The sequence below is a fragment of the Pseudomonas caspiana genome (assembly GCF_040224095.2).
Taxonomy (GTDB): domain Bacteria; phylum Pseudomonadota; class Gammaproteobacteria; order Pseudomonadales; family Pseudomonadaceae; genus Aquipseudomonas; species Aquipseudomonas caspiana.
The window spans coordinates 1,602,840-1,628,296 of record NZ_CP167995.1; the positions used below are offsets into that span (position 1 = coordinate 1,602,840).

Here is a 25,457-nt window from a genome sequence, read left to right on the forward strand (position 1 = left end):
GTTTGCTGGCAAGGACCTCCGCCTGGAGGGGTCGGTCCTGCTCTTGAAAAGGGTCAGATTGTTTTCTAGATCACCTGAAAACCGTGGGTACCATCGCGAGCGAGCTGGTCCACCAGGCCGAACTCCCAGTCCAGATAAGCCTGCATGGCTTCGCGTGGAGCATCGGTGCCTTCATAAGGGCGGCGATAGCGATCAATGCGCGGCGAGGCCAGCTGGCTTTCGCCGGTTTCCAGCGGCAGACCGGCCTTGACCCAGTTGGCGGTGCCACCCTTGAGCAGGAACACCTGCTTGCCGGTCAGCGCTTCAACTTCGGGCACGGCAAACCGCGCGAGTTTGCTGCTGCCGCAGGTCAGTACATAGCGTTCGGCTTCAGGGATTTTCTGCAGCGCGTCCTGCAACTGCGCGCGCAACGTCCACCAGGCGCCGGGAATATGCTGCTTGACGTAATTGGCGCTGGCGGTGAAATCCAGCACCACCACGTCGCCGTGCTGCTGCCATTCGGCGAGGGTCTGCGGGCTGATCTCTTCTGCTTGTGGGGGGACAGGAATCGGCGCGTTCCAGTCGCCTTGCTCGCTGAAGTCGCTGGCTTGCAGGTCATCAACCACAAACACTTCCCAGCCCAGTTGGGCCAGCCAGGACGCCGACATGTTGGCGCGTACGCCGTCGTCATCCACCAGCACCAGACGCGCACCGCGCACACTGGCGTAATGATCGGTTTCCTGAACCAGTTGGCCGCCCGGTGTAGAGCGTGCTTTGGGCAAGTGTCCTGTGGCGAACTCTTCCGGCGTGCGCACATCCAGCAGGTAAGTAGTGCGCGCTGTATCGGCTTGCCAGTTGCTAAGCTCGGCGCGGGTCGCACGGCGCACGCCAGCCTTGTCGGCCACGCGGCGAGCGTCGGCGCTGGCCACTTCGCGGGTTTCGTCGCTGACGGCGGCAAAGCGTCGCGCCTGGCCGTGGTCGAGTGTCTGGCCTGCCAGCAGCCAGCCGATGGTGCCGTTACGCAAGGCGCTGACTTGATTGGGAATGCCTGCATTGACCAGCGACTGGGTGCCAATGATGCTGCGGGTGCGGCCTGCACAGTTGACGATGATTCGGGTGTTCGGGTCCGGGGCCAGTTCGCGGGCGCGTAGCACCAGTTCAGCACCCGGCACGCTGATGCCGCTGGGGATACTCATGGTCTGGTATTCATCGTAGCGACGTGCGTCGAGCACCACGACGTCGGCTTTGGAATCCAGCAATTGCAGTACTTCTTCAGCGGCCAGCGAAGGCGTGTGGCGATGGTGTTCAACCAGTTCGCCGAAGGCCTTGCTGGGCACGTTGACGTCGATGAACAGCTCGCCGCCAGCTTCGCGCCAGCCTTGCAGGCCACCTTCAAGCAGTTTCACGTCGGTGTAGCCCAGCGTTTGCAAGCGTTCCACAGCACGCTGAGCCAGACCCTCGCCGTTGTCGTATACGGTTACGACGGTGTCGAGGCGCGGGATGCGAGAAAACACTTCCAGCTCAAGCTTGGACAGCGGGATATTGGCGGCAAACAACGGGTGCGCTTCGGCGAACGGGGCTTCTTCGCGAACGTCTACAAGGGCCAATTCTTCATGGGCCAGCAGCGCTTGGCGAACATCGGCGAAGGAGCGGGTGGTCAGTTGAGTCATTGTGCTTGGCTCTCTTTGGCAGGGCTCTCTTTGGACAGATCCCAGATGTTGGGCAGAAAGGCGTTGGAATAGCCGGAGATAAACAGTTTTTCGGTGCCGTCGGGCTGGTACACCGCCCGCCGCACTGCGCCGATGTTGGCGCCATAAACGTGGATGCTGATCGAGACCTGATCGCTGAAGGCATTGCTGACCTGATGCACGTCATTGCTGCGCGGCGACAGGGCTTCCACATGGCCGGGTTCAAGACGGATCGCCGGGCCTTCTTTTTCCAGTCGACCGTCAGGGCTGCGGGCAAAGCCCTGGGAGTATTCAGCACCGCGCAACATACCGATCAAGCCCCATACGCGGTGGTCGTGGATCGGTGTGCTTTGGCCGGGGCCCCATACGAAGCTGACGATTGAAAAGCGCTGCCGGGAGTCGGCGTGCAGCAGGAACTGTTGATAACGCTCAGGGCTGGGAATGGCGTATTCGTCGGGTAGCCAGTCGTCGTAACTGACCAATTGGCCCAGCAACTTGCTGCCGCGGTGCAGCAGATCACTTTCGTGCGGGTTGCTGTCGATCAGCTCGGCCAGTGCGCCGATGAATTCTCTGAGTCGTTCGGGGTGTCTTGTGTGCGTCATGTCTATGCCAGCGCCAGGTTAATGCGTGGCTTAATATAAACATAATGGCTTAGTCTAATATGCGATTATTTTATGATTAGGTTATAACCAAAGGTGCTGAAAAAGCCTGTGTGAAGTAAAAGCACGGTATTTGAGCGGACGCCCACTCCTGCACCGACGGCGGGGGAGCGGTTTTTTTCGATGAATCGTAGCTACCGGGCGGAGAAGAGAACACCGGATTGGCAAGCCGGGCAGTGCTACATCCCGCCACACCTAGGGGGGCGGAAAAGGCGTCTCTTGGCCGGGCATCAAACGACACCGGCAAGCAGGCTTTCATAGGGGATGCGCAGGCCGTCGTGCAGACGTTTGATCATCCCCAGGCTCAATTTTCGCTTGCGGTTAAGTACCTCGGAAACGCGGCCACTGGACCCAAGGTAAGGTTCCAGGTCGCGTGGGGTCAGACCCTGCTGGTCCATGCGAAACTTGATGGCTTCGATAGGGTCTGACGCTGGCAGTGGGTAGTGTTCAGCCTCGAATTTCTCAACGAGTACGGACAGTATCTCTAACTCGTCGCCCTCAGGACTGTTCAAGGGTGCGCCCCACAATTCCTCGATTCTTTTCAAAGCGTCAGCCAGGTCGGCTTCGCTACGAATGGGCTTGATGTTCATTACACAGTCTCCGCGTCAATTTGATCGTACTGGGCGTGGGTGCCTACAAAACGAATAAATGCAAGTTGTCGTCCATAATCGATGGCAAGGATCACCCGGTATTTATTGCCAGCAATGTTGAACACCACTCGGCCTCCTTTAAGAATGCTCGCTGAGCGCAGTTCTGCTTTTACGTCCTGTGGAGTCCGATAAGTCGCTTTCTCCATGTGTCGGTACCACTCAACCAACGGTGTCATGGCGTCGCCATAGCTTGGGCTGCTCTCCCAGAACGTCCGTAAAGTCGCTCGCGCAATCACTCTCAAATCAACTTCTCCCAATTTGGGAGGGATGGTAACGCTGGAGGATAATCATCGCAACCGTTCGTTTCTGTACAAAATGTCTCGTTGTGCAGACTGTATTCGTTAAAGCGAGGTTTCTCGCGCTGGCGCGGCACTGCGGCGGAACACCGATTTCCTGAGCAGCACTGCCATCAACACGCTCAATACCACCATCCCCATAACCAGCGCCGGGAACGAGATCCACCACGGAATACTCGCCGTCATCATGCTGAATTCAGACATGCCGCCAATGCTGGCGATCAGGTTGAGGGGCAGGAACACCACGTTGACCACGGTCAGGTTGCGCAGGGTTGCGTTCATATTGTTGTTGGCCATGTTGCCCCTGGCGTCCATCAGCGAAGCAAATACGGTGGAGTAGATCCTGGCCTGCTTGTAGCACTGATCGTTTTCGATCTTCAGGTCGTCCAGTAGCGCGATGAATCGGGCAGGAAATGCATTGTTCTCGGCGTGGTGATGCAAGCGTTCAAGGACCGTGCCGTTGCTCTGAATCGCGTTGATGTAATAGATCAGGCTTTCGCTGAGATTGAACATTTGCAGCAGGTGCTGGTTGTCCAGTGACGTGTCGAATTTCTGATGCAGTTCCCGGGCGATCAGCTTGATCACCCGCAAGTGTCCGAGGTAGTGGTGCACGCTGTTGAACAGCAGGTCGATGAGGATATCCAGCGGGTTGTTCAACGGCCGGTGACTGCTCGCGGGGCTGAGCAGTGAGTTGCCTGCCGAAATCACCACCAGGCTTTCAGCGGAGAGCATGAGGCCGAACGAGGACACTTCAAAGGACATCGCCGCTGAGCCCGAATAGCTTTCCGGGCGCTTCCAGATGAGAAACAGCTGACCGTCATGAAATTCGATTCTGGACACCTCATCAGGGTCCAGTGCTGACTCCAGCATGTGGGCATCCACCTGAAAGCGTTGATGCAGAAACTCCCGGTCTTGCGCAGTAGGGTCCGAGCATAACAACAGCGGCGCCTGCTCGTCCGTTGTTACCTGTAGCGTCGCGTCAATCAGACTATAGCGTTCAATCATTCTGGCGCCTCTACTGCAAGGGATTACTGGCCATAACCTTGATGCTTGAGTTCCAGGCGCCGGATGAACTCCTGCAGGACCCGGTCGTACAACTGCTCCTCAATGCAGGCATCTTCAATGCCCGCATCCAGATTGGGGTTGTCGTTGACTTCGATCACGACCAGACGTTCGTTGGTCTGCTTGAGGTCTACGCCATAGAGCCCGTCGCCGATCAGGCTTGCGGCGTCTACAGCCAGCTTGACCACCGCAGGCGGTACGTCTTCGATGGGGATCGTTTCACAGAGGCCGTTGACCTCACTGCCTTGCGCTTTGTGGTTGTAGATTTGCCAATGCCCCTTGGACATGAAGTAAAGGCAGGCATACAGAGGCTGTCGGTTGAGCACGCCGATACGCCAGTCAAACTCGGTGTAGAGGTACTCCTGAGCGAGCAGCAGCACGGAGTGCTCGAACAGTTCGGCAGCCGCCCTGGCCAGCTCTTCCTGGTTTTCCACTTTGATCACGCCGCGAGAAAAGCAGCCGTCCGGTATTTTCAGTACGACGGGAAAACCCAGCCGTTCGCCAATCTGGTCAAGGTCCTGAAGGCGATCGCGATAAAGGATTTCTGTCGCGGGCATCCCCAGGTTGTGTTTGTTAAGCAGGTCAGTGAGAAATACTTTGTTGGTACAGCGAAGTATCGAGGTCGAATCGTCCATCACTACCAAGCCTTCGCTCTCGGCTTTCTTGGCGAAACGGTAGGTGTGATTGTCCACGCTGGTGGTTTCGCGAATGAACAGGGCGTCGTATTCCGCCAGGCGCGCATAGTCTTTCTTTTCGATCAGTTCCACATTGATGCCCGACCGCTGGCCGGCCTTGATGAACCGTTGAAGCGCCAGCGGGTTGGAAGGGGCCAGTGCTTCGCCTGGGTCATGCAGGATGGCCAGATCATAACGGGACTGGGGCAACGAAACCGGCTGACGCCAGATCCGCCGATTGAAGGTGTCGAGCGCAGCGGCGAAGTCATGTTGTTGTTCTTCGCGAAGCTTGTGCAGGGCGCCGATCTTGATTCCGGCGATCTGCCAGCGCTGGTTCTTGATGAACTCGACTTGCAGGATGGGCGTCGGGAAGGTGTCGAACAGTTGCTGCGCCAAGCCCTGCAAAGGGACCAGCTCGGTCTTGCCAAAATGGAAGGTGAGGGTAAACCCTTCGGTTTCGCCATACGGATGGCCTGCAATGGCGTTGTCCAGCATCCGGTCCAGGTCATCGAGCGCCAGGCCGTAGAGCGAGCGTTTGGTCAGCTCACTGATGGTTTTAACGGATGGGATGACCTTATGGCCCCGTGCTTCGGCCAGTAGCGAGCAGTAATAGCCGTGCCCCAGATACTTGTAACTGCGGCACAGGTTAATCACTTGAACCGGTCCGCCAGGGTTTTTAAAACGTTTGTCTTCCAGGTATTCCTGAGCGGTGACGATACTTTCGCTGGGCAAATAACCCTGCCAGTCATCGCGGCGCTCGACAATCACCAATAACTTGCTGGGCGGAAACAGCAAGGCCGCGCCTTCTTCTTTAATAACGGGTAAATTGAACTCGACCTTTGGTAGTAATTCCATTACGTTTGAATACACCGAAACCATGATGAAAAGTGCCTTTGCCGTGCGGGTGTTTTCTATAAAACATATTTGATTTTAACTGTCCTCTTTCATTACGTTTTATTTACGGTAATTCCATGGATCTTAACTATCGCTTTGCTACCGCCGAAGACATTCCTGCACTGGAACTTCTGGAGAATCAGTGTTTCGAGCAGGATCGACTGTCCCGACGTAACTTTCTATGGATGATCCAGCGAGCGCACGCCAAGTTGTTAGTTGCCGAGGATGATCGGGGCTTGTTGGGGTATTCACTGGTGCTGTTTCATCGAGGCACTTCCCTGGCCAGGCTGTATTCGCTGGCCATTGACTGCCGTGCCAGAGGGCTGGGTTTGGGTCTGGCGCTGCTCGAGCGATCAGAGCAGTTAGCCATTGAGCATGAGTGCGCGCATCTGCGTCTGGAAGTACGCCCTGACAACCCCTCGGCGATCCGCCTGTACGAACGGGCGGGATACCGGCTTTTTGCCGAAGTCGACGATTACTACCAGGACCATGCCCGTGCCCTGCGCTACGAAAAGCGCATTGTCCTGCCGGTGCCGGGCAGCGTAACGGCGGTTCCTTATTATGCGCAGACAACCGAATTTACCTGCGGGGCGGCCTCGTTGCTCATGGCGATGAAGGCACTCAATCCTGACCGCGTGTTCTCGCGGGACGAGGAAATTCAGCTGTGGCGGGAGGCCACGACTATTTTCATGACCTCGGGACACGGCGGCTGTAGCCCGCACGGGCTGGCACTGGCCGCATGGCGGCGTGGGTTTGATGTGAGTTTACAAGTCAGCCGCTCGGGTCCGCTGTTCCTGGACGGTGTACGCCGTGAAGACAAGAAATCGGTCATGCGGCTGGTGCATGAGGGGTTTTGCAGAGAGCTGCAAGTCAGTGGCGTTCAGCAATCCAGGTCCCGCCGGCTGGACTTGCCACAGGTTTTCAGTTCCGGTGGCGTTCCTGTCGTGCTGATCAGCAGCTATCGGCTGACACGTTCCAAAGCCCCGCACTGGGTGGTAGTGACGGGATGCGATGAAGACTTTGTGTATCTGCATGATCCTGATCTGGACCACAGCCGGTATCGTCAGCGCCTGGATTGCCAGCATGTTCCGTTGACGCATCAAGAGTTCGAACGCATGAGTGTGTTTGGCAAAGAAAAAGTCAGGGCGGCATTGGTACTGTTTTGAGGAAGATGACGGGGGGGCGGACTAAGGGCGCCCCGGAACACAGTTGCTGAATGTGTTAGTTGATCTTTGTCACAGGGTTAACATTAATGCGGCTTGTTTTTCCTGGTGTGCCTGGCGCTCAGGTATTCAAAGAGAAATGAAGCAAATCCGAAAACACCGATCATGATAATAATCAGGGTGCCTAATTCCGAATTTTCCATGTTGAATCTCGCGTGGGGAAAAGAGTAGGGAGACTAACTTCTCGCTGATTAAAAGCAATGATGTTTACGGCATCTTTACGGAAGCGTAACAAACTATACGAAAACCATGCGCATGGAATAAGTACGCTGTACGTTGGGAGAGGAGTTTCAGTGCTGTTGAGGTCACTGGCGTGACACTCTCGCATAGCAAACACAGTACGTTGTGAGGGCGAAATTATTCGTGAAGCGCTTTGTACAACCCATAACGTTCAGCCTGATACACCGCTATCGCGGCCTCGCGGTGCTCGTGCGCTCCTACAGTAAATATTTTTGCCTTTGACCATACCCTCTCGCCCGCTGAGCGGCGATGTACGCCTCGGAGCTATCCACGCACCGCAAATGCCACTATGCTTTTCGCCTATCTCTCATCTGTCTCTTTATGTGCGGTCCGAATGAAAATTGATGATATCGATGCCTTTGTGGCGGTGATTCGTTGCCAGTCGATCAGCCATGCGGCGCAATCGCTGGACCTGACCCAGCCAGCCATTACCCGGCGGGTACAGAATTTCGAGCAGGCGTTGGGCGTCGAGTTGTTCGACCGCAATACCAAACCGCTCAAGCCGACGCAGATGGGCAATCAGGTTTACCAGCGCTGCCTGTCGATCCTCCGTGAAATGGATTCCTTGCGTGAACTGGTTGCCAGCGATACACCGCCGAGTGGTCTGCTGCGTCTTGGAGTGCCGCAAACCATTGGTGATGTGGTGCTGTTGGACGCCCTCAAGCAATTGCGCAGTGAGTTTCCGGATTTGCGTGCGCAAGTGTCCACCGGCTGGGGCAGTAATCTGGTCAGCAAGATCGAGAACGGCGAACTGGATGCCGCTGCGGCGTTGTTCCCGGCAGGCAAGATTTTTCCGGAAAACATCATTGGCGAGTCCATTGGCAAGATGGAACTGGTAGTGGTTTGCGCTCGCTCTGCTTTGCCCAAAGGCTCGGTAAAACTGGCTGACTGTTATCAACAGGGTTGGGTGCTGAATCCTGACGGCTGTGGTTTTCGGGCGGGGCTGCAACGCACCTTGTCGGATCAGGGCCTGAGCTTGAAGGTCAATCTGGAAACCTTCGGCACCGAATTGCAACTGGGTCTGGTGGCGGATGGCATGGGGTTGGGTCTGGTGCCACGCCCCTTGCTGGAGCGCAGTATTCATCGCGAGCAACTGGCGGTGCTGCCGGTCAAAGACTTCAAGCCGGTAATGGATCTATGGCTGATCTATCCGCGTTTCCTCGGCAACCTGCAAGGGCCGGTCAGTTCGTTTGGCGACCTGGTTGCGCGCTCGTTGAAGCAGGTCAAAGACGCCGCTTGACTGAGCGGGTGTCTATCAGACAAGTACGAATCTTTTAGGCGCTCACCGAGGTTACGAGGCCAGCGATGGCGGCGTGTCAGACACGCCGCCATCGCTGGCCTCGTAACCTCGGTGAGCTCCTACAGGTAATCCATCTGCTGCTCTGACTCAAACAGTTCGACTGAGTAGTCAACGCGCCGCAAAAGGTTCCACAGGCTCGATGCTGTGCGAGGAATGAATACTCGCCGAAAAAATGCGCGCAATCGTGGAACCGTTTTCTCGACACCGACCACTCAGCATTCAGATCACCATGGGATCGGACTGATGGCGGATGACAGATTTTCCATTGCTCAAGCTGTAGGCAAGGGCTCGCGCGCGCGTGACAGCGGTGCCTCCAGGCGTCGTGCCCAGGAAAACCTTCTAAGTCGTGCAGTCGGTTTGGGTGGGTTGCTGGTGCTTGCAGGGTTGTCTGAGACGGCCCAGGGAGCTTTTTTCAGCGGCCGGGATTTGCAGGTTCCGCTCGGGGAGGTTCGTGCGGGGCAGCCGTTGAGCGTTGGCCAGATGCAGGCTTTGGGCTATGTGCAGGGCGTTTACGATGCGAATGCGGGGTTGTTGTTCTGTAGTCGGGAAGATGTCGATGCGGGGCAGGTCATCAAGGCGGTGAATGCTTATTTGCTTACCCATCCCGGCATGTTGGACCAACCGGCAAGTGTCGCGCTGACCGCAGCAATGATTGCCAATTGGCCGTGTAATCGACGCCAATGAAAGTATTCAAATACTCTTATTCACCCCGACCGATACATTTTTATACTGGGTCTGTTTCTATAGGCTGCGAGAGGGTAGTTGCTGTTAGGGCGCGATGATGTAAAGTGAATGAGGAGTGATCATGGTCGATAAGTGAGCGTTGACATCTATTTATCAATCATAAAAATGTCACTTCCAGTCGCTAGTATCTTTGCCTCGCCGTACACAGGTACGTGAATGTCGGTTTTGGAGTGGTCGAAGGCTCTAGGACTGTGCTTTCAGCGTATCTCGTTTTTTTCAGGGGCCTCGTCGAAATGCGTTTAAATATAAAAATACAGTGAACTTTGGAACGTTGTAATGGTCCATGTAACTCGGACCTTCCACCTGATACGTTCAATCCGAATTCTTTCCCTATTGCTATGTTGAGCGAAGTTGTGTCATTTGAAATGGCACCCTTCGAGTTGTACGGCGTTGTTAACTTGTCAGGCTCAAATGCCCTATCAAGGGGTTGTCATGCCGGACGTTAGTGCGAAGAGGGGTGCGCCACATGGATAGACGCGAGTTCGAAGCAGACCTGAAAGAAATCGCTTACTTTGGTGATTTCGTTGACCTGCAGTACCTGGCCACGAATATGGCTCCCCTGAATATTGATGTGCTGCTGGTTGGCGAAACAGGGACCGGCAAGGATACCCTGGCGAGACAGATTTACCGGTTATCACGAAGGCGTGGTGCCTTCGTTGCGATGAACTGCGCGGCCATCCCGGAAAGCCTGGCCGAGAGTGAATTGTTTGGGGTGGTCAGCGGTGCTTACACCGGCGCCAGTAAATCGCGCAGCGGTTATGTCGAAGCTGCGCAGGGCGGTACGTTGTACCTGGACGAGATTGACAGCATGTCGCTGTCGCTACAGGCCAAGTTGTTGCGTGTGCTGGAAACCCGTGGCGTTGAGCGCCTGGGATCGACCGAATTCATCCCGGTGGACATGTGCGTGATCACCTCTTCGCAGCGCCCGCTGGAAGAGTTGGTTGAAGAGGGCACCTTCCGTCGCGACCTTTACTTTCGTCTCAGCGTGGTCAGCATCCAGATGCCGCCGCTGCGTGAGCGTCGCGAGCAAATCATACCGTTGTTCAACCGTTTCCTGGCCAAGCAGGCATCGTTGGTAGGGCGACCGGTTCCCGTAATAACGCCTGCTGTCACCCAGCAACTGCTTGCACACCCTTGGCCGGGCAATATTCGTGAACTAAAATCCAGCGCAAAGCGGTCCGTGCTGGGCTTCTCGCCGTTGGCTCAGGCTTGTTCGCCGGAGCCATTGCAGCTCAAGGCGCAGTTGCGGGTCATTGAGCGCATCCTTATTGACGAAGCCATGAAGCGCCATCAGCAAAGCGTCGAAGCTGCCAGTTTCGAATTGGGCATCCCGAGCCGCACCTTGTATCACCGCATCAAAAGCCTTTCAGTCTGACACCACGCTCGACCCGGCTTCCTTCAACTCTGCCCTTGCGTCTTCCGGTTATCTGACTGGCGATAGGCGGTGGATGCCTATGTCCGCAGATCAGCCTTAGCCAGCGTGACGCAAAGTCCTGAGCTTAACGTGGAACTGCTTTGAGACTCATGCCCACTCATTGAACAGGACTGACGCTTGAACCGCGTCGGGCCTGAGTTCCTACATCAATGATTCGGCTGAGGTGCAAGATTATGGAAGGCTTATTCAACAGTATGAACAACCTGGGCAACAGCTTTAGCAGCAACTTCAAAGCTGCTACTGCCGGAACCGACGGTGGCTACGAAAGCAACTCTGCGGAGAACGCCGGGCGCATGACTGACGCCACCGGGGCTGCGGACTCCAAAGTCACCAACGCGGGCATCAAGAAAATTGAAACCGACGCCAAGAACACTGTGGAAGCGATGAGCCAGGACAGCGACCTCAAGCACCTCAGTAACGTCGCTTCTACCGCCAAGGGGATCAATTACTGATCATTCAGGCGGTGGCTGTGTTCCCTCTGTGGAGGTGCGACATGGCCCCGCCCGCACTCTGGATGTCTGATTACAAAGAGGACGTATAGGCATGACTATTTCAGTAAGTCTTGAGAACAGCCGCCCGACCAGTTTCAGCAATGAGCAGCAAACGCGTAATTCCCCCAATGCAGCGGGCGGCAGTCAACGCCCGCAGAGTATGGACGCTGCCCTGGACACTCTGGTCAAGTCAATGACCGATGGCAAAGGGCAGGTCAACAGCGAAAACCCACTGGTAAAACTGCTCACCCAACTGCTGGAGAAGCTGGGCTCGCAAAGCGAGGCAGCGGGCGGTCAGGGCTCAACGCAGCCATTCAGCGGTATGTCTGATCAGAAACCTGCCAGCGGTTCCATAAGCGACATGAAGCCTGATGATCTTATGAAGCTCCTGAGTCAATTGCTGGGCGGGAGCACCGGCAGTGCCGGGGCTGGCAACGGTTTCGGTGGCGGCAATGGCGGCGGCAGCGGCGGTGTGAGTGGCGGCGGTGGAGCTGGCGGTGGAGATGCACTTTCGTCAGTGCTCGGCGGACTGGCAGAGCAGAAGCTCGGGAGCCTGTTGGAGCCTGCGAAGGATGGTTCGGGTGGTGCAACGTTCGACAGTGGCGACAAAGCCCTGTTGCAAGATGTCGCCAACTTCATGGATCAGCACCCGGAGAAATTCGGGACACCTGACAATGCCGACAACAAGACCAAGTCCTGGTCGGACGAGCTCAACGAAACCGGCAAGGACGGCAAGGCTGACACGTTCCTTGACGGCGCTGAAGCGTCCAAATTCAAGGAGGCGATCGACATGCTTGGCCAGGCTGCCGGCAGCGGAACGGCACCTGCTTCAGGCATGCTCGCTAACAGCGGAATCCCCATTTCTCCGGGTCAGGGCAGCGACAGCGGTGGTGGATTCGGTGGCGGTGCTGGTGGTGTGGGCGGCAGCGGTGGTTTCGGCGGTGGTAATGCAACGGTGACCATGGGCCTCGATGATCTGTTCAAACTGTTGCAGGGGCAGGGCGGTAATGCCACCCAGGGTGCCGGGCCGACTGCCCAGGATCAGGCGCTGCAACAGGATGCCCAGAATGCAGCGGGTTCGATCATGAACAAGCTGTTCAGCTGATAACCGTGAAGGAGGTCGACATGACGATTGGGAAACTGGAAAACAGCTCGGCCTCCGCCACGGCGCTCAAGCCTGAAGCGGAGCTGGATAACCCGACGCAAGGCGATGCCGACTGGTTCAGGGCGGCCATGCAAAGGCCAGAGCCGACTCAGGGCGCGGGCGCTTTTTCGGAACAGGTAATGGATCCGCTGACGCGCAAGGCGCTTTCCCTGGAGGATATGTCCAGAGATGCTGGCAAGGCGCTGCGCGAAGCGTCGCTGCATTCGGACCCCAAGAAGTTCATGGAAGCGACCCGGGCGCTGAGCGATTACTCTCTGCAAACTTCGCTGTCGGTGAAAATGATCAGCAAGGGTTCGCAAGCCTTGGACAAACTCACCAACATGCAGTGACGGGTGGGCTGATGAGGCATTTTCTGCAATACCTGAGCCTGATCGGGCTGGCGCTGATGCTGGGGGCTTGCGGTGATCAGATCGAACTGCACGGCAAGCTTTCCGAAAACGACGCCAATGATGTGATCGCCGAGCTGTCGAGCAAGAACATTGATGCCAGCAAGCGCAGTAACAAAGAAGGGGTCAGCGTTCTGCTGTCCGCCTCAGACATCAATCGAGCGGTGCGGGTGCTGGAGGCTGCGGGTCTGCCACGGCGCATGCGCACCAATCTGGGCGAAATCTTCAAGAAGGAAGGGGTGATCTCCACGCCTCTTGAAGAGCGCGCGCGGTATATCTATGCATTGTCACAGGAACTGGAGTCGACGCTGTCGCAGATTGATGGCGTCATTGTTGCCCGCGTTCATGTGGTTCTACCTGAGCGGGTGGCGCCTGGCGAACCGGTGCAGCCAGCGTCGGCGGCGGTGTTCATCAAGCATGCTGCGAGCCTTGATCCGGATACTGTGCTGCCGCGAATTCGGCGCATGGTTGCCAGCAGTATCCCCGGCATGGCGGCGGCGGTGGACAACACCGAGAAACTGTCGGTGGTGTTTGTCAACGCACGTGCCTATCAGGAGGAGCAGGTTCTGGTTCATTACGGGCCGTTTCTGGTGCCCGAGCAGGAAGTCGACGCGCTCAAAGGCATGATGCTGGCCGGCGGGTTGGGCATTTTCGTTTTGTTCGCGGGCTTGATTCTGTGGTTGCGCCCGGCTTTACGCCACAAGTTGCTGGAGCTGCTGGGCATGCGTTCGGCGTCCAGAGCGCCAGGTAACGCTGTTGGCCGGTTTGACGAGCGCGGGGCATGAGTCCGGCGTTGGCGCAGCAGTGGCTGCAATGGTGGGCGCGACCCTGGCAATGGGCTGACCCCAGTTGGTCCGAAGTGATGACCGAGCAGCGTTTGAGCGATGCCCAGTTTGCCTGGTTGTCAGAGGTTTATCCTGATCGCCTGGCCGTTGCGTTTGGTGTTCAGGTCTGTAGCCCGACGCTTCCGGACCCGATGATCGTCAGCTTGCTGCAGGCCGACGAGCATCGGGAGTCTTTGCTCGCTGTCGTCGAGCATCTCTGCACGGCACGGGCAACCCGACTGCTGCCGGATGAAAACTTGCGACCCTGGTGCCGCAGCGTGGCCAAAGCGCTACGACCGGGCAGTTGGTTGCCTGACGAGCCTGTTGACCCTTTGCAACTACTGGCTCAATGGCGCGGCGAAGCGCAATGGCAAAGGTTAAAGCTGCTGTGGCCGCGAGCTGCCGCAGCCACCGTAACGGCATCACCCTGCGCCGAGCCCAAGCGTCTGGATATGCTTTGGCGCGCTGCCTTGCAACGTGTTCTGGAGGAGCCTGATGTTCATTCGTCGCACGCTCAGCTTTGATGCTGAGCAGCCGGGCGTTGCCGAGCCATTGCTGCGCCGGGAATATTTCAGCGATGTGGTGCTCGCCAGTGAACACCTTGCGCGTGCTCATCTACAAGCCGAGGTTTTGCTCGCCGATGCACGGGCTCAGGGTGAGCAACTGCTGGCCGATGCTCAAGCGCAATTCTGGGATCGCGCCAATGCAATGCTGGAAGATTGGGAGGCTGAACGACAGGCCCAGCGTGAGGCGTTGGTCGAGCAGGCCCGGAGCCTGTTGAGCCAGACGCTGACCAGTCTGTTGGGCACGCTGTCTGACGAAGAGCGCGCCCTGGCACTGGTGCGCCAGATTGCCCAGAGTCAGACCCGTCCGGTGCGCGCCACATTGCGTTGCGCGGTGGATCTTCATGAGTCGGTCGATATCTGGCTGCAGCAACAACCGCACACTCACTGGCAGCTCGAACGCGACACCGGCCTCGCTCCCGGTACGCTCTGGCTGAGCACTGAAAGCGGCGACTTCAGCCTCGACTGGGAACGGCTGCGCGAGCGCATTCTTGACCTCGCGTGATCAATATCATCAGTGACGGAACCGTTCTGTCCGGCGTGACCACTCATCGATAGTCATCCCATTTCGAGAGAGCACGCCATGTCAACCAATGCCCTGGAAAGACGACTGGACAACAACTACGACCGAGCCAGCCGTAACTACGAATACGCGAGCGAGGCCGCCGCCGACGACCCTAGTGTCGAGAACATGCAGGCTATTTTCGAGGAAACCATGAACACCACCTCGGCCAATTTCGCGCTGACTCAAGCCCTGAGCGCGAAGCACGGCATGACCAAGTCGGTGCTCGATGGCTTCCAGTGAGCTGTACACCCAGCTAGAAGCCTGCCGCCGCGAGGCGGGCGGGCTTTTCGAATGCTGGGTGGACGGCGTCAGCATCCAGGTGCAAAACCACGACGGCGGGTTTTTCTGTCGTGTAGCGCTGCCTGGGCGCATGGGCACGCACAATGATCAGCTTGCTCCCCTGTTGCGCCTGGTCGAAGCCAGCCTGATGGGCGAGGACCCGATCGCCCTGGCTTATGACCGTCAAAAACAACGTGCCTGCCTGGTGCGTTGGTTACCCGCTGATGTCGATACCACGATGTTGGTCGCCACCGTTGAAAACCTGGCCAACCAGCAAGCCGCCTGGGCGCTGGTGCTCGCCGAACAGGCCCCGCGCAAAACGGCGGGCCGACCCGCCATGCCCGCGTCGCTGGGTCTGGGACTTTTGCACAGAGGACTGATGAATGGGTAAAACTGCCTGGACCTGCCTGCCGTTGATGGCCGCGATGCTCTGGGCTTCGCCCACATTTGCCGTCGTACCGGAACAGTGGCGCGACACCCCTTATGCCTACGACGCCAAGAATGCGCCGTTGGGTCAGGTCCTCAAGGACTTCGCCGAGAGTTTCGGCGTCAAGCTGGAGATGGAAGGTATAAGTGGCACCGTCAATGGGCGGATGCGCAGCGAAAGCCCGGAAGCGTTTCTTGATCGTCTCGCGCTGGAGCATCAATTTCAGTGGTTCGTTTACAACAACAGCCTGTACGTCAGTCCGCTTGATCAACAGCAATCCAAGCGTCTCGAAGTGGATGACAAGTCAGTCGACGACCTCAGTCAGGCATTGACCGATGTCGGCTTGCTCGATCCACGTTTTGGCTGGGGCGCTTTGCCCGAGCAAGGTGTGGTGCTGGTGCGGGGCCCGCGTCGTTATGTTGAGTTGATTGAAGACTTCAGCAAGAAGCAGCAAAGCCGTGATGAAAAGCAGGAAGTCATCTACCTGCCGTTGCGCTATGCGAATGCCGCGGACCGGCCGATCAGATACCGAGGCGAAAGCCTGAAAGTCGATGGCGTCGCCACGCTGTTGCGAAACCTGCTGGAGCGTCGCTCCTCAATGGGCGGCGGGTTGACCTCTGACTCCCTGCGCACCGGCACGCTTCCCCTGGCAGGCATGGGCGGCATGAGCACGGGGTTCGGCGCTGACGCGAGTAATTTTCCGCAGTTGTTCGACGACTCTGTCGCCAGTAATTTCAGCGGCAAGAATTATGTGGCTCCCACCGAAGACGAGCGACGCTCCACGCGCTCGCGTAATCACATTCGGGTTGAGGCGGACGTGCGTAACAACGCCGTGCTGATCTACGACGATCCCGAGCGACGTTCGATCTACAAGGATCTGGTCGAGGAGCTGGACAAGCCACGTAACGTGATTGAGATCGACGCGATCATTGTCGACGTTGACCGCAACTCTATGGATGAACTGTCCAGCAACTGGGGCTTGAGCGCCGGTAACTTCAGTGGCGGCGCGAGCATTGCCGAGAACGGTCGCAGCTCGACGATGTATGTTCAGGATCGGGACAAATTCTTCCTCGGCCTGCGCGCACTGGAAGGTAAAGGCTCGGCCACGATCATCGGCAATCCCTCGGTGCTGACCCTGGAAAACCAGCCAGCGGTGATCGACTTCAGCCAGACCGAAATTCTCGAGGCTATCGGTGAGCGGGTTGCCAATTTCCAGCCACTGACGGCGGGCACCAGCCTGCAGGTCATTCCGCGCTCGATCACGGCTTCCGGCGCCAAGGATCAGATGATTCAAATGGTCGTGGACATCGAGGACGGGCAGATTCAGGAATCCAATATCCGCGCCGAGCAGCCTTCGGTGCGCCGTGGCAACGTCAGCACCCAGGCGGTCATTGCCGAGAAAGCGTCGCTGGTTGTCGGCGGTTTCCATGTCTATGAAAACAACGAGCGGCGCAAGAAGGTGCCTTATCTGAGCGCGATCCCGCTTATCGGCAAACTGCTGTTCACGGCCAGCGAGCGCAGTGAGTCAAACCGCGAACGCTTGTTCATCCTGACGCCGCGGCTTATCGGCGACCAGGTGAACCCGATGCGCTACGTCGACTACGCCAACCCCAATCACGTGCAGGAGCGTCTGGACAAGATCAAACAGCGCCGCGAAGGTGCCGAGCGACCAAACCGCACGGTGGTCTCCAAGGCCTTGAGCGAGATGATTCAGGGCACGTTGCCTGCGGGCTTTACCGCCGCCGCCATACCGTTGCGGCCCGAGACATTGTGCGATGGCAATCCCGACCTGCAACTCGATCCACGGCGTGCGCAATGGTATGCCGGTGATGCCGGGTTTGGCGTCGCTGTCGCGCTGGTGCGCAACACTGGCGACGAGCCGCAACGTGTTGACGAGGCCAGCTGTGGTGGTCGTTACGTGGTTGGCGTGAGCGTCTGGCCAAGTGCATGGGTGCCGCCGGGTGGCGAGGCCGAAGTGTTCATCGCCTTGCGTCCACCCAAGGTCAACAGCGGCGCGCCGCAACGTCGCTCATTGCTCACTACTGTGGAGGTCAGCCAGCCATGAAAGCTGTCTTGCTCGCTGTCACCGTAATGTTGTTGGCCGGTTGCTCGTCCTTTGGTCACCGAGGGTGTGCCAAAGAAGCGTGTGATCGGCCTGTTTCCAATGACCGGGAGGTCGTTATCTGGTGGCCGTCGGATATGCGCGATGGTCTCGGCCTGGGGGATGAACAGGCCGATTTCACTCGAGTGCCCTTGGAGGATTAACCCTATGTCCGCTCGTAATACTGACAAGGCGCAATTTTACGCCGACGTGGTGGCAGGACGCCCTGCCATTTGGGAAATCGCCGCTGGCGTAGCCTTTTGCACGCGGCGCGAATGTCTGGACTGGGGCCTTGCCCTGCAGGTTGACTGGCATAGCCTGGGGCCTTCGCAACTGGGCGATGCGCTGGAGCGTCGTTTCGATGATCCGGAGCGCTACAACGATTACTTTCTGTTCCTGGATTCGCGCCGCGATTTCGTGGTCTGGCACTGTTTGCCGGGCGAACTGGACACTGCCGCGCTGGATGAAATCAGCGCTCATCAGTTGCAGCTCATGGGGCTGGAGCACTTGGGCGAAGGCTTGGCGCGCCATTGATATGCGCCATGTCCCGTAACGCCGATCTTCATTTATAGGGAGTAGAACTCATGACCACACCTCACGCAGACCGCTTGCTTGCGGCGCTGGCCGCGCAGGCTGGCAGTGAATTGGTATTCAAGGATGGCCTCTGTGCGCTGGCCGATGAGCAGGGGCAGGAGCTGGCCAACATTGAAGTCCCGGCACCGGGCGATGTGGCGTTCGTCCATGCCCGAATTGATCTTGATCAGACGCAACGTGGCATCCACGAGCGTTTGCTGCAGCTCAATTTCAAGCCTGACCAGTTGGGCGGTTGCTGGTTGGCGCTGGATGCGCAGAACACGGTCCGTCTGTGTGCTCAGCAGGATCTCAGCGTGCTCAATGAATTGAGCTTCAGTCAGTGGATCATGGGCTTTGTTGACCGGCTGGCTACTTTGCGTCGTACGCTGGTGCGGTAACGCGGCTGTATCGCTTCGATTCATAGGGATGTTTGTGTACATATCCGTTACCGCGTTAATGGCTTCTATTGGTTGCGCCCTTACGGCGCCTCACTTTTGAACAGCGCAAAAGTAAGCAAACGCTCTTGCCCCACCACTTGGTGCCTCGCTGTCGCTCGGCATGCCCGTAATCCGACATTGTTGCGTGGGGCCGCCGCCACCGGCCATCCATGGCCTGAGGCGGCTAAACCGGCATCCCTGCCGGTTTGCCCCACGCAGCAATATCGAATTCCGGCCGTCGTGGTTTAACGGGGCGCCCAAGATCAAAATCAAAATCAGAGCAGATCAAAAGCAGAGCGAAAACAGCGGGATCTTCTCGGACCGGTAGGAGCGAACTTGTTCGCGAGACGCCACCACAATCAACGAATAAATCGTCTAACACACCGCATCGCAGCCTTCGGCAGCTCCTACAGAAAATCGGTAAATTCACAAATCAGGTCTGCTGTCAGGCCGCAGCGCTTTTGATTTTGATCTGAGGCGCCCCGTTAAATCACGCTGGCCGAACGCAGATTCTGAAGCGTGGGCAACCCGGCAGGACGCCGGGTTAGCCGCATTGGGCCATGGATGGCCCGTTGCGGCGGCCCACGCTTCAGGATCTGCGGGCGGGTACACCGAGCACCAGCGAGGTGCCGAGGGATGGGGCAAGAGCGTTTTGGTTACTTTTGTCTGGGCCGGCTTCCGGATCTATCAAAAGTGACGCGCTGTAAAAGCGCAACCCCAAAGCAGCCGTTATCGCAGCAATGGATTAGCGCACAGATAGGGGTGATCAGAGCAGCGCCGAACGCGCCGCATATCGCAGCAACGTTCGGCCTGGAGAGGAGAGGCTTAGTAAGTCGCTGGTTTGTTCTCGTTAGCGCTGGCGTAGGACACCGGTTCGCCGCTGGGCCCGCCGGTGATCAGGTTTTTTGCGGCTTCGAGACCACTGCTGGCCAGTTGCTGACCAGCGCCCTGGGCAAGATTTGCCCCCAGGTCTTTACCGAGATCTTTAGCCATTGGAGCGGCTGCGCGTGCTGCGGTGGCGATGACTGCTGGGATCATGATGCTTTCCTTTCAGGGTTGGTAAAACAGGGTTGAGGTGAAACGAGGGATAACTTCCTGCGTGGCGCCTGTGACCATCACAGAGCACCTGTACTGCGTGGCCCGCTGCCGGTATTGGCACTGTTGCTGGCGCGCTCTACGGTGGTTTCACCTGGCTTGGCCCGGCCGGCGTCTTCTTCGCTGTGCAGATCCTTCTTGTTGCGTGAGCCTTTGATGGCATAGCCCTTGGCACTCATGTCGTCACGCACCTGCTTGTCCACCAGCGGTCTCACCAAGAGACCGCCTGGCGTCATGCTGATTGGCCTGTGTTCTTCTTCCTGGCTGTACTTGAGGTCCAGCGAGGCCAGTACCACCGAGTCGGTGACCGATGCACTGCTTTTGGCGCTGAACAGCAGGCTAGGCGTCGCCTTGGCGTCGGTCTGAGTCGCGCTGCGCAGTAAGGTGAAGCGCTTGATCCGCACGTTGTCGTCATTGCTCAAAGCATCTTCGAGTTTTTTCTGAATGTCCGGGTCCTGCGCGTTCAGGCTGTTTTCCAGGCGCTCCAGTACCTTGGGCTTGAGTTCCAGAGTCACTTCCATGGACGTAGGCCCTGTGTGTTCTGCACGGCGGGCCATTTCCTGAAGCACCGGGCTCTTGTTGATGAAGGCGGCGATCGCGTTGCCATTCTGGGTGGAGGTTCTGTCACGCCAAGGCGCGGAGTCACCGACCAGGCCACCCTTGTTCAGCTGTAATCCTGTGCTGGTGTACTTATGCTCGCCAGAGGCCAGCAAGCGTCCGCCGGTCTTGGACAAATTGTTGTTCTTGACCAGTTGCTGAACGCTGTAACGCAGCTCTTGCAGCGTCTCGTTGTCGTGAGGCAGATTGTCGAGTTGGTCGACCACGGCCTTTAGTGCCGCCAGATGGGCATCCGGATCTGAGACTTTCTCGCCTGCTTCAATGGCTTTACTGGCTTTTTCCAGCAGTTTGGAATTCTCCGTCGCCTTGATATCGGCTTTCATTGCGACAATCAGGGGGCGAGCGTCGCTGAGTACTTTGTTACGCTGCTCTTGGGTCGGCGCTGCAGGCAGGCTGGCGATGGCCTTCTGCAACGCGTCGACCTCATTATTTTTGGGCATGCTGTTATTCAGACGCGGTAACAGCGTGCTCAAGTTAGCCACGCGCTCTCGCGCTGGCCGAGGTGGCACGGGGGGCGGCAACGCGCGGTCTCCCAGAGGTCTTGAGGGCAGGGTCGCCGAGGCCTGTGTTGGTGCGGGTGCGCAGCGTTCCAGCTCGGCCAGCAGGGCTTTTCGCTCTGCCAGTGCCTTGGCAATCTCTTTGTCTTTGAGGACCTTGCCCAAGGACTTTTCCACGTCGTGCAACTGAGGCGTGGTCACTGCTTTGCCGGGTTTGAAGTTGAGGGTGAATTTGTCGTTTTTGGCCCGGTCCAGCGCGAAGCTGACGCTGAGGGCATCAGGCAACACGGTCTGACCGAGTGCGACGTTATTGTTGACGCCCATGTTGTTAGCGGTCGGGTCAGGCCGCACGACGCCGTTGGTGGCCAGCCCGACTCGGGCATAGGCGCCTGCGCTGGCGGCGGGCAGCACATCAAAGGCGCGTTTCGTCGCCACAGCATCTGCGCCTTCGCCCTTGTGGGTGGTGACGGTGGTCTTGGAGTTGCTCAGCAGTGTGGCTTCAGCGTTGATCCCGGCAGTTGCGCGCAGAAAGGCGTTCCACACGCCGCCGCTTTCGTTGCGCAGCAGCGTACCGCCCAGATTCAGCCGTCCGAGGTCGACGCCAATACCGGCGCCCAGCGTCTGCTGATTGACCTTGCTGGCTTCTACCGAGCCCCCCTTGTCCTGGCCCAGACGATACAGGTCGGCCAGGGAAGCGCTCGGGTCGAGCAGGTTTTCCATGATGTTGGCCATGCTGGCGTTGCTGGCGCTTAACCAGCCCGCTATCGCGTGGCTTTGAGTCAGTTTGAAACTGGCGTCGGCACTGTACAGTTCGCTGCCACTGCTCGGGTTGCCCTTGGGATCGGAGCTGAACAAGCGTGCGCTAACCGCCGAGGGGGCGTGGTAGTAACCGACATTCAGGAACTGATTGGTGCTGTGGCTGTTTTTCAGGCCCAGCGTTGTTGCACTTTCACCTCCCTCGGTTTCCAGGCTGATCCCGTGTTCACGCCCCGCGCCAAAGTTGAAATAGATACCACCGCCATCCGGGGTCAACGGGACGAACATCGCAGGTGTTGTCAGGGTCGCCCCCTTGCTGCGCAGCAGTGAGGTCGCATCGCCAACCTGCAGGTTGCCGAAATGATCACCGATGGCGCGCAAATCGTCAGAGAACGAGCGTGTGGTGTTGTAATTCAGGCCGTGCCGACCGGTGAGTTCACGGGCGACGGTATCGCGGGCCTGATGCAGTTTTTCCAGCTCGCGATGGCTGACGATGCCGTTGTCGCTGAACAGTTTGATATCGCTGTTTTCATAGGCCATGCGCAGGCCCTGCAACTGATCCAGAGTCGTGCTGCTGCCGGGCCTGGCGTTTGCCTTGGCGCTGGTGATGATGCCGTCCTTTGGCACCGGTCCCAGTCGTCCCAGCAAGTCGCCCATTTGATGCAATGTCTGTGCATCCAGCAGCACGCGATCTTCCAGCAGGCTGCTCGGACTCTTGTTGCGGCCCGTGTTGTCCAGATTCGGTTCTTGTTGGCGGGTTGGCAGCGTCAGGCCCAGGTTCGTCAACTCATCGAGTTTGGTCCGCGCCTTGCTGGTGGGACCAAGTCCGCTGGTGCGCAGGGCATCGCCCATGACGCTGACTGCGCCGCTGGCTCGGGCATTGGGCACCGGCGGTTTCAAGGCGTTACCGCGCTCATCGAGCAGACCATGAATCTGGCCCAGACGGACGATGGCCTGGTAGCTGCTGTCCTCGATGTCCTCGTGCAGGGCCTTGAGGTTTTTATGCAGTTGCGCCTGTTCCTGATCGGCTTGGGTTTGTGGCACAGCATCGCTTTTCAGTCGTGCTATCCCTGTCTCCAGCACCGGGCCCCCGGGTCTCGCTTTGCTGAAACTCTTATACAGCCGCAGCGACTCTTGATAGATCGGGTTCATGCCCGCACGGTCGCGCGCGCCAGAGGTCAAGGCATGGTTGCCCGCGGCCTGCAGCTTCTGCTTGATGTTCTCGCCTGAATTGAATGCTTGCTTGAGTTCTTTGGCATTCGCCTTGGGGGTTTCCAGAGGATGGAAATGGTGTTGATAGGAATCGCCCATCTTGCGAAACCCTTCGGCGGCGGTCTTGAAGATATTCTTAGCGCCACCGGTACGCACATTGTCGGTGGTTGAGCCAAACATGGTGGTGGTCGCCGAGCCGTTGGCGTTGCCGATTTTGGCGGTCTTGTGATTGCGCGCCTGCATGCTTTCCATCTGGCTGTTGGCCGCAGGATTGGCCTGTGCCGTGGCTGGGCGCAGTACCATTGCGCCAAGGCGGTCATAGGACAGCTCCAGCGAGTGGGTGGTCGGCTCTGGCTGAACCGTCTGGCCGTTGGCATCTGTCGTACCTGGAGGCGACAGCGTGGCTTCGATCACGGGGCGTTTGTTTGGCCCCATCTCGACTTTTCCGATACTTACAGTCGCGCGTGACAGATCTGCAGCACTCAGGGACATACCGGGCGAGAGAGCTGTTTTGACCTGATCCAAAAGCACGTCTGCGCCGTCTTTTCTGGACGGGTCGGTGATGCCTGGCGAAATTGGATTTCCTATCCTTGACGTCGGCGGCGTACCCGGATCACCCGGTGTAGCAGAAGCTGTCGCCGTGGTGGTCGCCATGGCAATGGCCGTCGCCGTCGCCGAAACTGGAGCCGGTGCAGGAGCAGCAACCGCAGCCGCGGCAGGCGTCGAAGGTGCCTTGGTTTGCAGGCCGGCCGGCTTCCAAGCTGCGGTCTCGCCGTGATGGCTCTGGGTCCACTGATCGTGGGGCAGCCGGTACAGGTTGCCGCCCGCCGTCACGTACAGGTGACGAGACTGATCAAGCGCCACGCTGGTGACAGCCAGTTCTTTGCCTTGCGCATCACGCGGGAAGGGAATGTCGATATCCAATCCGTCGATGCTGGCTTTGAGCTTCGCCGGGGCACCTGAGGCGGGTTGAGTGAGCAGGGCGAAATTCTTGTCGTCGAGCACCGCGCAATGGCTGACCTTGTCTTCGCTCAATGTTCGTCCTACCTCCGCCGCGGTAGAGCGTCCCAAGGCCACCGGGTCACCGTTGCCCAGCTTCAGCTTGGGTTGCGCGAAGCTGGCTTCCACGGCTTTGGGTTTGCCGTCCTGAATCACATACGGTTTTTCGTCGAGGCCGCGCACCAGTTGACTGACACCGTGGACATGGAGCTTGTCCCAGCTCTGAGTGGTTTCGTTCCAGCCACACAGATCGCCGGTTTTATTCAGGCCCAACGCAGCACCGCCGTGCAGGCGTACTTGTGTGTCGTCGACGCCGATTCGTTCCGGGAGGCCGTTCTGGTTGACCAGATGCAGCTGCTCGCTCAGCCGCCAGCCGGGGCCCATTCTGCATTGAGTGGGCTCATCTTTATTCGGGATAGTCATCGGCTGAATGAGCGGCGCACTGTGGCGCAAGCCTACGCCGTCACGTATCACCGCCTTGAGCGTACCCGCGTCCGCGATGAAGCCCTCGATCGCCGCCTTGTCGGCAGCCACGTCGCCGATCGCCTGATTCAGGTTAGGTCTCACCGCCTGCATCGCCATGCTGGGTTTTGACTTCCAGTCATCGTTGAGCAGCTTGTGATGCAGCCCGCCTTCCTTATCCAGCACAAACAGCGTCGGGCTGCCATGGGTGTGACTGGGCTTGAGCAAACCGACGCGCTGGACATCGATGGGTGTGCCATCGTGCTTGAGCAGGCTGAGCTCGACACCTTTCTTACGATCAGAACCTTCGGTGAGGTGAATCTTGCCGTCGCGCTTTAACTGGACCTCATGGCTCTTGATCGCGCTGTGGTCGCGTATGTCGTCTTTGTGGCGATACTTGATCATCTCGCCGCGCTGATCCAGCGACAGCCGCGAGATGTTGTCCTGCAAGGGCTGCGCCCGGGCCCAGCGCTGTGCTGTTCGGTCGAAGCTGTACAGGGTGCGATTGTGCAAGGTGTGCTGGACATTGTGCTTGTCGGTGAAAATGCCGCTGCTTTCTGCCTGGTGGCCTTTGCCCGCCGCAACCAGCGTACTGACTCCCTGGGGCATCGACGACTTCAATGCACTGATCACTGCATCGGTTTGTTGCAACTGATGATAGTGACCGTCCTGATCCTGCATCTGGTAGCCCTTCACGCCGATGCCAGTCTCATGCTGATTAAGCGCGCGAATGTTTTTGTAGCTGCCTTCGGCGTTGAGCTTTTGCGTTATTGCGTGTGCGGAACTGGAGTTAACCATCTGCAGGTCGGAGGTCTGGCCGTCGCGCGGCACGCGCATCAGGTTGTCGTGCCACTCGCGTTGCTCATGCTTGCCGACGTCTCGCTGGCGGGCACGAAACATCCCGGTGACTTTGCTGCCCGCCTTGATCAGCGAGTTCGTGACGCCAACGTGGGAGGGGCGATCACGAAGCTGATTGAGTTTCGGGGCTTTGCCCTGACTGTGCAGCGGTGGCGCGGCAGGGGGCTGCTGGACGTTCTGGGATTGGCCATGCAGGCGCGATAGTAATGAGTTAATCATTCCGTGAATGCTCGTCTCAGGGCTGTTACTGGTGTGTGGTCCATAGCGCTGAAACGGTTCCCAAACGCTGGTGACGGCATTTGGGG

24 protein-coding genes are annotated in these 25,457 nt (G+C 58.1%); 16 read left to right on the top strand and 8 right to left on the bottom strand.

Annotated elements, in window-relative coordinates; translation table 11 throughout:
* Nucleotides 1-65: 65 nt before the first annotated feature.
* From ABRP31_RS07230 to ABRP31_RS07255, 6 genes are all read right to left on the bottom strand, one after another.
* Complete coding sequence (locus ABRP31_RS07230) at nt 66-1,649, bottom strand: rhodanese-related sulfurtransferase (protein WP_349973731.1); 1,584 nt, start codon at nt 1,647-1,649, stop codon at nt 66-68.
* Nucleotides 1,646-2,269 (bottom strand): cysteine dioxygenase, encoded by a 624-nt coding sequence (locus tag ABRP31_RS07235; protein WP_349973733.1) that lies wholly within the window; start codon nt 2,267-2,269, stop codon nt 1,646-1,648. The genes ABRP31_RS07230 and ABRP31_RS07235 overlap by 4 nt, the downstream gene beginning before the upstream one ends.
* 287 nt (nt 2,270-2,556) lie before the next feature.
* The gene (locus ABRP31_RS07240; RefSeq protein WP_349973734.1) at nt 2,557-2,916 is read right to left on the bottom strand and encodes a transcriptional regulator; all 360 of its coding nucleotides are present in this window, start codon (nt 2,914-2,916) and stop codon (nt 2,557-2,559) included.
* Nucleotides 2,916-3,218, bottom strand: a complete 303-nt coding sequence (locus ABRP31_RS07245) for a type II toxin-antitoxin system HigB family toxin (protein ID WP_349973736.1) — start codon at nt 3,216-3,218, stop codon at nt 2,916-2,918. Before ABRP31_RS07245 ends, ABRP31_RS07240 begins: the two co-directional genes overlap by 1 nt.
* Nucleotides 3,219-3,317: 99 nt before the next feature.
* Nucleotides 3,318-4,277 (bottom strand): magnesium transporter CorA family protein, encoded by a 960-nt coding sequence (locus ABRP31_RS07250; protein ID WP_349973738.1) that lies wholly within the window; start codon nt 4,275-4,277, stop codon nt 3,318-3,320.
* Nucleotides 4,278-4,300: 23 nt separating this feature from the next.
* A complete protein-coding gene (locus ABRP31_RS07255) occupies nt 4,301-5,887 on the bottom strand; it encodes a RimK family protein (RefSeq protein WP_349973739.1) in 1,587 nt (528 codons plus the stop codon).
* A gap of 92 nt (nt 5,888-5,979) precedes the next feature.
* Here ABRP31_RS07255 and ABRP31_RS07260 point away from each other — a divergent pair, with 92 nt between their 5' ends.
* From ABRP31_RS07260 to ABRP31_RS07335, 16 genes are all read left to right on the top strand, one after another.
* Entirely contained in the window at nt 5,980-7,068 is a 1,089-nt protein-coding gene (locus tag ABRP31_RS07260; protein ID WP_349973741.1) for a GNAT family N-acetyltransferase/peptidase C39 family protein, read from the top strand.
* Between the two features lie 631 nt (nt 7,069-7,699).
* A complete protein-coding gene (locus tag ABRP31_RS07265; RefSeq protein WP_087271076.1) occupies nt 7,700-8,605 on the top strand; it encodes a LysR family transcriptional regulator in 906 nt (301 codons plus the stop codon).
* 303 nt (nt 8,606-8,908) lie between these two features.
* On the top strand, nt 8,909-9,349 hold the full coding sequence (locus ABRP31_RS07270; protein WP_349971774.1) for a Rap1a/Tai family immunity protein: 441 nt from the start codon (nt 8,909-8,911) through the stop codon (nt 9,347-9,349).
* Nucleotides 9,350-9,875: 526 nt separating this feature from the next.
* Nucleotides 9,876-10,784 (top strand): sigma 54-interacting transcriptional regulator, encoded by a 909-nt coding sequence (locus tag ABRP31_RS07275; RefSeq protein ID WP_087274726.1) that lies wholly within the window; start codon nt 9,876-9,878, stop codon nt 10,782-10,784.
* 233 nt (nt 10,785-11,017) lie between these two features.
* The gene (locus tag ABRP31_RS07280) at nt 11,018-11,296 is read left to right on the top strand and encodes a hypothetical protein (RefSeq protein WP_349971776.1); all 279 of its coding nucleotides are present in this window, start codon (nt 11,018-11,020) and stop codon (nt 11,294-11,296) included.
* A gap of 91 nt (nt 11,297-11,387) precedes the next feature.
* Nucleotides 11,388-12,440: a hypothetical protein gene (locus tag ABRP31_RS07285; RefSeq protein ID WP_349971778.1), complete on the top strand. Its 1,053-nt coding sequence runs from the start codon at nt 11,388-11,390 to the stop codon at nt 12,438-12,440.
* A gap of 20 nt (nt 12,441-12,460) precedes the next feature.
* Entirely contained in the window at nt 12,461-12,829 is a 369-nt protein-coding gene (sctI, locus tag ABRP31_RS07290) for a type III secretion system inner rod subunit SctI (protein ID WP_087274731.1), read from the top strand.
* Between the two features lie 11 nt (nt 12,830-12,840).
* On the top strand, nt 12,841-13,671 hold the full coding sequence (gene sctJ / locus ABRP31_RS07295; protein WP_349971780.1) for a type III secretion system inner membrane ring lipoprotein SctJ: 831 nt from the start codon (nt 12,841-12,843) through the stop codon (nt 13,669-13,671).
* Nucleotides 13,668-14,234 carry a hypothetical protein gene (locus ABRP31_RS07300; protein WP_349971782.1) on the top strand — a complete coding sequence of 189 codons (567 nt, stop codon included), beginning with the start codon at nt 13,668-13,670 and terminating at the stop codon, nt 14,232-14,234. Before sctJ ends, ABRP31_RS07300 begins: the two co-directional genes overlap by 4 nt.
* Nucleotides 14,206-14,778, top strand: coding sequence for a type III secretion system stator protein SctL (gene sctL / locus ABRP31_RS07305; protein WP_349971783.1), 573 nt, complete (start codon nt 14,206-14,208; stop codon nt 14,776-14,778). The genes ABRP31_RS07300 and sctL overlap by 29 nt, the downstream gene beginning before the upstream one ends.
* Before the next feature lie 78 nt (nt 14,779-14,856).
* Nucleotides 14,857-15,078 (top strand): hypothetical protein, encoded by a 222-nt coding sequence (locus tag ABRP31_RS07310; RefSeq protein ID WP_049827156.1) that lies wholly within the window; start codon nt 14,857-14,859, stop codon nt 15,076-15,078.
* The gene (locus ABRP31_RS07315; RefSeq protein WP_087274739.1) at nt 15,065-15,508 is read left to right on the top strand and encodes a hypothetical protein; all 444 of its coding nucleotides are present in this window, start codon (nt 15,065-15,067) and stop codon (nt 15,506-15,508) included. Before ABRP31_RS07310 ends, ABRP31_RS07315 begins: the two co-directional genes overlap by 14 nt.
* On the top strand, nt 15,501-17,609 hold the full coding sequence (gene sctC, locus ABRP31_RS07320) for a type III secretion system outer membrane ring subunit SctC (RefSeq protein WP_349971785.1): 2,109 nt from the start codon (nt 15,501-15,503) through the stop codon (nt 17,607-17,609). Before ABRP31_RS07315 ends, sctC begins: the two co-directional genes overlap by 8 nt.
* On the top strand, nt 17,606-17,809 hold the full coding sequence (gene hrpT, locus ABRP31_RS07325) for an HrpT family type III secretion system protein (protein ID WP_087274741.1): 204 nt from the start codon (nt 17,606-17,608) through the stop codon (nt 17,807-17,809). The genes sctC and hrpT overlap by 4 nt, the downstream gene beginning before the upstream one ends.
* Nucleotides 17,810-17,813: 4 nt before the next feature.
* Nucleotides 17,814-18,179 carry a type III secretion protein HrpV gene (locus ABRP31_RS07330; protein ID WP_349971786.1) on the top strand — a complete coding sequence of 122 codons (366 nt, stop codon included), beginning with the start codon at nt 17,814-17,816 and terminating at the stop codon, nt 18,177-18,179.
* A gap of 50 nt (nt 18,180-18,229) precedes the next feature.
* Nucleotides 18,230-18,616: a CesT family type III secretion system chaperone gene (locus ABRP31_RS07335; protein WP_349971787.1), complete on the top strand. Its 387-nt coding sequence runs from the start codon at nt 18,230-18,232 to the stop codon at nt 18,614-18,616.
* An 864-nt stretch (nt 18,617-19,480) separates the two neighbouring features.
* Here the strand turns inward: ABRP31_RS07335 and ABRP31_RS07340 are convergent.
* Together ABRP31_RS07340 and ABRP31_RS07345 are read right to left on the bottom strand one after the other, a co-directional pair.
* Complete coding sequence (locus tag ABRP31_RS07340; protein WP_349971788.1) at nt 19,481-19,693, bottom strand: hypothetical protein; 213 nt, start codon at nt 19,691-19,693, stop codon at nt 19,481-19,483.
* Nucleotides 19,694-19,770: 77 nt separating this feature from the next.
* Nucleotides 19,771-25,371, bottom strand: a complete 5,601-nt coding sequence (locus ABRP31_RS07345) for an AvrE-family type 3 secretion system effector (protein ID WP_349971789.1) — start codon at nt 25,369-25,371, stop codon at nt 19,771-19,773.
* Nucleotides 25,372-25,457 lie beyond the last annotated feature (86 nt).

Excerpts from the sequence above, each read along its gene's own strand:
- ABRP31_RS07230 (WP_349973731.1), bottom strand. The coding sequence starts at position 1,649 with ATGACTCAACTGACCACCCGCTCCTTCGCCGATGTTCGCCAAGCGCTG.
- ABRP31_RS07235 (WP_349973733.1), bottom strand. The coding sequence starts at position 2,269 with ATGACGCACACAAGACACCCCGAACGACTCAGAGAATTCATCGGCGCA.
- ABRP31_RS07240 (WP_349973734.1), bottom strand. The coding sequence starts at position 2,916 with ATGAACATCAAGCCCATTCGTAGCGAAGCCGACCTGGCTGACGCTTTG.
- ABRP31_RS07250 (WP_349973738.1), bottom strand. The coding sequence starts at position 4,277 with ATGATTGAACGCTATAGTCTGATTGACGCGACGCTACAGGTAACAACG.
- ABRP31_RS07255 (WP_349973739.1), bottom strand. The coding sequence starts at position 5,887 with ATGGTTTCGGTGTATTCAAACGTAATGGAATTACTACCAAAGGTCGAG.
- ABRP31_RS07260 (WP_349973741.1), top strand. The coding sequence starts at position 5,980 with ATGGATCTTAACTATCGCTTTGCTACCGCCGAAGACATTCCTGCACTG.
- ABRP31_RS07265 (WP_087271076.1), top strand. The coding sequence starts at position 7,700 with ATGAAAATTGATGATATCGATGCCTTTGTGGCGGTGATTCGTTGCCAG.
- ABRP31_RS07270 (WP_349971774.1), top strand. The coding sequence starts at position 8,909 with ATGGCGGATGACAGATTTTCCATTGCTCAAGCTGTAGGCAAGGGCTCG.
- ABRP31_RS07275 (WP_087274726.1), top strand. The coding sequence starts at position 9,876 with ATGGATAGACGCGAGTTCGAAGCAGACCTGAAAGAAATCGCTTACTTT.
- ABRP31_RS07280 (WP_349971776.1), top strand. The coding sequence starts at position 11,018 with ATGGAAGGCTTATTCAACAGTATGAACAACCTGGGCAACAGCTTTAGC.
- ABRP31_RS07285 (WP_349971778.1), top strand. The coding sequence starts at position 11,388 with ATGACTATTTCAGTAAGTCTTGAGAACAGCCGCCCGACCAGTTTCAGC.
- sctI (WP_087274731.1), top strand. The coding sequence starts at position 12,461 with ATGACGATTGGGAAACTGGAAAACAGCTCGGCCTCCGCCACGGCGCTC.
- sctJ (WP_349971780.1), top strand. The coding sequence starts at position 12,841 with ATGAGGCATTTTCTGCAATACCTGAGCCTGATCGGGCTGGCGCTGATG.
- ABRP31_RS07300 (WP_349971782.1), top strand. The coding sequence starts at position 13,668 with ATGAGTCCGGCGTTGGCGCAGCAGTGGCTGCAATGGTGGGCGCGACCC.
- sctL (WP_349971783.1), top strand. The coding sequence starts at position 14,206 with ATGTTCATTCGTCGCACGCTCAGCTTTGATGCTGAGCAGCCGGGCGTT.
- ABRP31_RS07310 (WP_049827156.1), top strand. The coding sequence starts at position 14,857 with ATGTCAACCAATGCCCTGGAAAGACGACTGGACAACAACTACGACCGA.
- ABRP31_RS07315 (WP_087274739.1), top strand. The coding sequence starts at position 15,065 with ATGGCTTCCAGTGAGCTGTACACCCAGCTAGAAGCCTGCCGCCGCGAG.
- sctC (WP_349971785.1), top strand. The coding sequence starts at position 15,501 with ATGGGTAAAACTGCCTGGACCTGCCTGCCGTTGATGGCCGCGATGCTC.
- hrpT (WP_087274741.1), top strand. The coding sequence starts at position 17,606 with ATGAAAGCTGTCTTGCTCGCTGTCACCGTAATGTTGTTGGCCGGTTGC.
- ABRP31_RS07330 (WP_349971786.1), top strand. The coding sequence starts at position 17,814 with ATGTCCGCTCGTAATACTGACAAGGCGCAATTTTACGCCGACGTGGTG.
- ABRP31_RS07335 (WP_349971787.1), top strand. The coding sequence starts at position 18,230 with ATGACCACACCTCACGCAGACCGCTTGCTTGCGGCGCTGGCCGCGCAG.
- ABRP31_RS07340 (WP_349971788.1), bottom strand. The coding sequence starts at position 19,693 with ATGATCCCAGCAGTCATCGCCACCGCAGCACGCGCAGCCGCTCCAATG.
- ABRP31_RS07345 (WP_349971789.1), bottom strand. The coding sequence starts at position 25,371 with ATGATTAACTCATTACTATCGCGCCTGCATGGCCAATCCCAGAACGTC.